The sequence below is a fragment of the Pandoraea aquatica genome (assembly GCF_902459565.1).
In the GTDB taxonomy this organism is placed as follows: domain Bacteria; phylum Pseudomonadota; class Gammaproteobacteria; order Burkholderiales; family Burkholderiaceae; genus Pandoraea; species Pandoraea aquatica.
Genome location: NZ_CABPSN010000013.1, coordinates 63,680 through 69,928, shown reverse-complemented (window position 1 = coordinate 69,928; position 6,249 = coordinate 63,680). Strand labels below are relative to the sequence as shown.

The 6,249-nt window shown below is 64.1% G+C and carries 6 protein-coding genes; 4 read left to right on the top strand and 2 right to left on the bottom strand.

Going from position 1 to position 6,249, the window contains the following annotated elements:
* Window positions 1–171: 171 nt before the first annotated feature.
* Window positions 172–1,671 carry an MDR family MFS transporter gene (locus tag PAQ31011_RS25980; protein WP_150578508.1) on the bottom strand — a complete coding sequence of 500 codons (1,500 nt, stop codon included), beginning with the start codon at window positions 1,669–1,671 and terminating at the stop codon, window positions 172–174.
* Window positions 1,672–2,041: 370 nt separating this feature from the next.
* The gene (locus tag PAQ31011_RS25975; RefSeq protein ID WP_150578507.1) at window positions 2,042–2,299 is read right to left on the bottom strand and encodes a GlsB/YeaQ/YmgE family stress response membrane protein; all 258 of its coding nucleotides are present in this window, start codon (window positions 2,297–2,299) and stop codon (window positions 2,042–2,044) included.
* A gap of 309 nt (window positions 2,300–2,608) precedes the next feature.
* Here PAQ31011_RS25975 and hemA point away from each other — a divergent pair, with 309 nt between their 5' ends.
* The 4 genes from hemA (at window position 2,609) to grxD (ending at window position 6,245) form a co-directional block, all read left to right on the top strand.
* Window positions 2,609–3,895 (top strand): glutamyl-tRNA reductase, encoded by a 1,287-nt coding sequence (hemA, locus tag PAQ31011_RS25970; RefSeq protein WP_039393438.1) that lies wholly within the window; start codon window positions 2,609–2,611, stop codon window positions 3,893–3,895.
* Window positions 3,896–4,978: a peptide chain release factor 1 gene (gene prfA, locus PAQ31011_RS25965; protein ID WP_150578506.1), complete on the top strand. Its 1,083-nt coding sequence runs from the start codon at window positions 3,896–3,898 to the stop codon at window positions 4,976–4,978.
* Window positions 4,978–5,850 carry a peptide chain release factor N(5)-glutamine methyltransferase gene (gene prmC / locus PAQ31011_RS25960; RefSeq protein ID WP_150578505.1) on the top strand — a complete coding sequence of 291 codons (873 nt, stop codon included), beginning with the start codon at window positions 4,978–4,980 and terminating at the stop codon, window positions 5,848–5,850. Before prfA ends, prmC begins: the two co-directional genes overlap by 1 nt.
* A gap of 80 nt (window positions 5,851–5,930) precedes the next feature.
* Window positions 5,931–6,245, top strand: coding sequence for a Grx4 family monothiol glutaredoxin (grxD, locus tag PAQ31011_RS25955; protein WP_150578504.1), 315 nt, complete (start codon window positions 5,931–5,933; stop codon window positions 6,243–6,245).
* Window positions 6,246–6,249 lie beyond the last annotated feature (4 nt).

Here is a 6,249-nt window from a genome sequence, read left to right as displayed (position 1 = left end):
TGATGCGCTGTCGTTGATGCGCTGTCGTTGATGCGCTGTCGTTGATGCGCTGTCGTTGATGCGCTGTCGTTGATGCGGCGAGCCGGGAGGCTCGCCGCAAATGAAAACAGCCGGTGGGTAAGCCCAACCGGCTGTTTCAAGACCTGCTGATGCGAAGCTCAGCCGCTCGGCTCAATGCCCGCCGGGCACGAACTCCGGTTTGTCACGCTTCTTGCCGCGCGTGCTGTCGACGGCGTTCGTCGGCACCAGCATAAACAGCAGCATCACGCCAATCGAGATCGCGAGGATCGACAGGAACGTCAGGTGCAGCGAGTGTTGCAGCACCGCGCGAATCGCCTGATCGGCCAGCGACGACACACCGCGATCTTCCAGCACGTGACGCAGTTGGTCCGACGTCACCGGTGCCAGCCCGCTCGAATGCGTGAGGCCGAAGTTGAGCACGGCACCGAAGAGCGTCGCGCCCAGCGTGCTACCGAGGTTACGCGAGAAGATATTCGACGCCGTGGCACTGCCACGCTCCGAAGGACCGACCAGTTCCTGAATCAGCACCAGCGCGCTTACGCTGCCCGTGCCCATCGAGAAGCCCATGATCAGTGAGCCGAGCCCAGCGAGCATCGGCGAGCTGCTCGGTCCGAGCAACGCGAAGACAAGACCGCCGACCGGCATGAGCAGGCTGCCGCCGACCAGCACGCGACGCAGGCCGAAGCGCGTGAACGTCTTCGCCGCAATCGTCGAACCAATCGGCCAGCCGACCATGATCATCGTCAGGGCCATACCCGCGACGACCGGCGTCTGACGCAACACGCCCTGCGCGTACATCGGCAGGAAGGTCGTCAAGCCCATCAGCACCATGCCCGAGAGCAGCGTCGCCGCATTGGCCGCCGCAATCGGACGACGGCTCCACAGGGCGAACGAGATCATCGGGTCCTTGGCGCGACGTTCCTGCCAGACGAACAGCAGCGACGCCAGAGCGCAGGTCAGCACACCGCCCCAGACGTGCGTGTCGCTGAAGGCATTGGCATCCGTCAACGCGATCATCAGGCCCGCAACGGCAATCGTGAAGAACACGGCGCCCATGTAATCGATGCTCGGACGCTGACGCGGTGCCTCTTCGTGCAGATACGCGATGAAGCCCGCCGCAGCCAGCAAACCGATCGGAATGTTGAGCCAGAAGATCCACGCCCAGGACAGATCGCGAATGATGAGACCGCCCAGCATCGGGCCGAGCACGGCCGAGATGGCCCACACGCTCGCCAGATAGCCCTGCACTTTGCCGCGCTCGCTGATCGGGTAGTAGTCGGCAATGATCACCAGGCTGACCGGCTGAATGCACGCCGCGCCCACACCCTGCAACAGGCGGAACGCGATCATCGCCGGCATCGACCAGGCGAAACCGCCGCCCAGCGAGGCGACGAGAAACACGGCGATGCCCACGAGAATGACCGGCTTGCGTCCATAGATGTCGGCGAGCTTGCCGAACACCACGGTCATGGCCGTCTGTGCGAGAAGGAAGGCGGAGAAAACCCAGCTATAGAGATTCAGGCCACCGAGTTGGGCCACGATTTGCGGCATGGCCGTCGAGATGATCGTGGCTTCGATGGCAACCATAGAGGTCGCCGCCATGACGGATGCCACAATCAATGGCCGCACGGAATTGCGTGTCGCAGACATGTGTTTTTTTGAAGTGGGGGATACGGCGTAACAACTTGCGAGAAAGGCGCGACACCCGTGTCAGGTGCAGCAGCCGCGCCAGACGGCGGAAGACGGGGATCGAACGTGGCGGTCGTGCCGCACGCGTAGTCAAGACGACTTGGGCCTGGCGATGGCGACAAGCATAGCTGAATGCGGCAAAACACGTACGACGCACGTCAGCAGCACATCCGCCGCACATCACCCCGGCATGATTCGCCGCGTTGCCACAGAGCGACGCGCGTCGTCCCGAAATCCGATGCGAACTTGCGACCTATCGTCGCAGCGCGAGGCGCGCCGAATTATCACTCAATGAGAATTTCCGCCCGACGAGGCATCGGGCGGATGGCGCTCACGCCGTGCCGCGATTGCGCTTGATCACGCCATAGATCGCCAGCAGCACAATGGCACCGATGATCGACGCGATCCAGCCTGCGGACTGGCCCTCTGTGTAAAGGTGGAGAAACTGACCGACATACTTGGCGAGCAGTGCGCCCGCGATGCCGAGAATGATCGTCATGATGATGCCCATGCTGTCTCGCCCGGGGTGCAGGGCGCGTGCAATGAGACCGACGATCAGACCGACCACGATAGTGCCGATGATGCCCATGACGAATCTCCTAGGACGGGAACCCGAACGCAGTATAGACCCGATTTCCGAAGGCCTGCACCCGATATCCAAAGGGCATGACAACGTGTCTTCCAGCGACGTCAATCACCTGATATATCAAGAGAATTTCGCCCTGCCCCCGTCGCGGCGCGGGTCTTCGCTATGCCGGGTATAAGGGATGACTATTTGTCAAAATCCGACAGCTGCGCGATGATGGGGCACGCTGTCCCAACGCGCGGGCACGCGGGGCCAATGAAACGGGCATCGCGTCGACGCGCTATAATCAGGGGCTATTAGATCCCCCACACCATGCAACTGCTCGCTCTCGGCCTGAACCACCACACGGCGCCCGTCTCGCTGCGCGAACGGGTGGCGTTTCCGTTCGAGCGGATCGAGCCGGCGCTGGCAGGCCTCAAGAGTCTGTGGACCGGCAGCGGCAAGTTGAGCGCGCCTGAGGCCGCCATCCTGTCGACGTGCAACCGCACCGAGATCTATTGCGTGACGGACGATGCCGCGGCGCGCGAGCGCGCGGTGCACTGGTTGTCCCAGTTCCACAACATTCCCGCCGGCGACCTCGCCCCCCATCTGTACGCCCTCCCCCAGTCCGACGCCGTGCGTCACGCGTTCCGCGTGGCGAGTGGTCTGGACTCGATGGTGCTGGGTGAGACGCAGATTCTCGGGCAGTTGAAGGACGCCGTGCGCACCGCCGCCGAGGCCGGTGCGCTGGGCACGTATCTGAACCAGCTTTTCCAGCGCACGTTCGCGGTGGCCAAGGAAGTCCGTGGCCAGACCGAGATCGGCGCGCATTCGGTGTCGATGGCCGCTGCCGCCGTGCGTCTCGCACAGCGTATCTTCGAGAGCATCAGCACGCAGAAGGTGCTGTTCATCGGCGCGGGCGAGATGATCGACCTGTGCGCCACGCACTTCGCTGCGCAAAATCCGAAAGCCCTGTACATCGCCAACCGGACGGCCGAGCGCGGCGAGAAGCTCGCCGAACGTCTGGGCGGCACGGCGATCCGTCTGTCGGAGTTGCCGCAGCGTCTGCACGAGTTCGACATCGTCGTGTCGTGCACGGCGAGTACGCTGCCCCTGATCGGGCTGGGCGCTGTCGAGCGCGCCATCAAGGCCCGTAAGCACAAACCGATGTTCATGGTCGATCTGGCCGTGCCGCGCGACATCGAACCGGAAGTCGGTCGTCTGGCCGACGTCTTCCTGTACACCGTCGACGATCTCGGCGCGGTCGTACGCGAAGGCAACGCGCTGCGTCAGGCTGCGGTCGCGCAAGCCGAAGCGATCATCGAGACGCGCGTGCAGAACTTCATGCAATGGCTCGACGCGCGCAGCGTCGTGCCAGTCATTCGCGATATCCACGGCACGGCCGAGGCCATGCGTGTGGCCGAACTCGAGCGTGCCCAGCGCATGCTCGCGCGTGGCGACGACCCTGCCGCCGTGCTCGAAGCCCTGTCCCAGTCCCTCACCAAGAAATTCCTGCACGGCCCGACGCACGCGCTCAATACGGCGCGCGGCGATTCGCGCGAGCAAATCCTTCACCTCATTCCCGAACTGTTCCGCACCTCGGGATCCGCCGACAAATAGATGAAAGCGAGCATGCAAGCCAAGCTCGACCAATTGACGCAACGTCTGGTCGAGCTTGATGGCCTATTGAGCCAGGGCGACATTACCCGCGACCTGGACAACTACCGCAAGCTCACGCGCGAACATGCCGAGCTGGCGCCCGTCGTCGCGCAATATCAGCAGTATCGTCAGGCGCTGGGCGATGTGGCGGCCGCACAGGAAATGGCGTCCGACCCGGAGATGCGTGACTTCGCCGAAGACGAAGCCGCGAACGCGCGCGCTCGCATGGAAGATCTGGAAGGCACGCTGCAACGCATGCTGCTGCCGCGCGATCCCAACGACGACCGCAACATCTATCTCGAAATCCGCGCGGGCACCGGCGGTGACGAATCCGCGCTGTTCGCGGGCGATCTGCTGCGCATGTACTCGCGCTATGCGGAGCGTCAGCGCTGGCAGGTCGAAATCATGTCGGCGAGCGAATCGGATCTGGGCGGCTACAAGGAAGTCATTGTCCGACTCGTCGGTCAGGGTGCGTATTCGCGACTGAAGTTCGAGTCGGGCGGCCATCGCGTGCAGCGCGTGCCCGCCACCGAAACGCAGGGGCGCATTCACACGTCCGCCTGCACCGTCGCCGTGATGCCGGAAGCGGACGACGTTGCCGATGTCGAAATCAATCCGGCGGACATTCGCATCGATACGTTCCGCGCGTCGGGCGCAGGCGGTCAGCACGTCAACAAGACGGATTCGGCCGTGCGCATCACGCACTTGCCGACGGGCATCGTCGTGGAGTGTCAGGACGACCGCTCGCAACACCGCAACAAGGACAAGGCGCTCAAGGTGCTCGCCGCGCGCATCAAGGATGCCCAACTGCGCGCCCAGCAAGCCAAGGAAGCCGCCACCCGCAAGAGCCTGATCGGCTCGGGTGACCGCTCCGAGCGCATTCGCACGTACAACTTCCCGCAGGGGCGGATGACGGATCACCGCATCAACCTCACGCTCTACAAGCTCGAATACATCATGGACGGCGATCTCGACGAGATGATCAACGCACTGGTGACCGAGCATCAGGCGGAACTGCTGGCATCGCTGGGCGAGGCGGCCTGATGACTTTGGGCGGGCAGAACGCGCAAGACGGCAACGTAGTGCCCGACGTCGCCACCGTCGCGACGCTGCTGCGTGAGCCGGGTCTGCCGCCCATGGAGTCGCGCATTCTGCTCTCGCACGTGCTCGGCTGGAGCCGCACCCAACTGATTACTCGCGACCGCGAGCCGCTCGCACCCGAGACGGTCGCCGTCTACCGGGCCTTGCATGCGCGCCGTGTGGCGGGCGAACCCATCGCCTATCTCACCGGCACGCGGGAATTCTTCGGGCTGACGCTCAACGTCAGTCCGTCGGTCCTCATCCCCCGGCCGGAAACGGAACTGCTCGTGGAGCTGGCGCTCGCGCGTATCGAAGGACGTCAGACGCCGCGCGTGCTCGATCTCGGCACCGGCAGCGGTGCGATCGCGCTGGCCATCGCCCATAGCCGTCCGGATGCGCGTGTCACGGCGCTGGACCGCTCCGCCGACGCCCTCGACGTCGCGCGTGAAAACGCCCGGCAACTCGGGCTGGATGGCCGCGTCCGGTTTGTGGCGAGCGATTGGTATGACGTGCTGCCCGCTGACGAGGCACCGTTCGACCTGATCGTCGCCAATCCGCCCTACATCGTGTCAGGCGACGAACACCTCTCGCAGGGCGACCTGCGCTTCGAGCCCGTCGACGCCCTGACCGATCACGCCGACGGCCTGGCCGCCTTGCGCGTCATCGTGGCGGGCGCACCGTCGCGCCTGCGGCCCGATAGCTGGCTGCTGTGCGAGCACGGCTACCATCAGGCGGCGGATGTCCGGGCGCTTTGCACGGCGGCGGGTTTCGCGGATGTAGCCTCCGAGCGCGACCTCGCAGGCATCGAACGCACCACCGGCGGACGACGCCCCTGAGCGCGCGCCGACGGGCAGAACGGAAAACCGCTAAAATGCCGGATACGCCGACTTTCCGGCATCCCCACGGGCTTCCGAACATGACCACCCAAGAACGCATCCAGCAAATCGTTACCGATCACCCCGTCGTCCTCTTCATGAAGGGCAACGCGCAATTCCCGATGTGCGGCTTCTCGGGCCGTGCCATCCAGATCCTGAAGGCATGTGAAGTGAACGACCTGTTCACGGTCGACGTGCTGCAAGACGACGAAATCCGTCAGGGCGTGAAGGACTTCGCCAACTGGCCGACGATTCCGCAGCTCTACATCAAGGGCGAATTCATCGGCGGCTCGGACATCATGATGGAGATGTACCAGAGCGGCGAACTCAAGCAGATCATCGCTGAACTCGCCTAAGTCG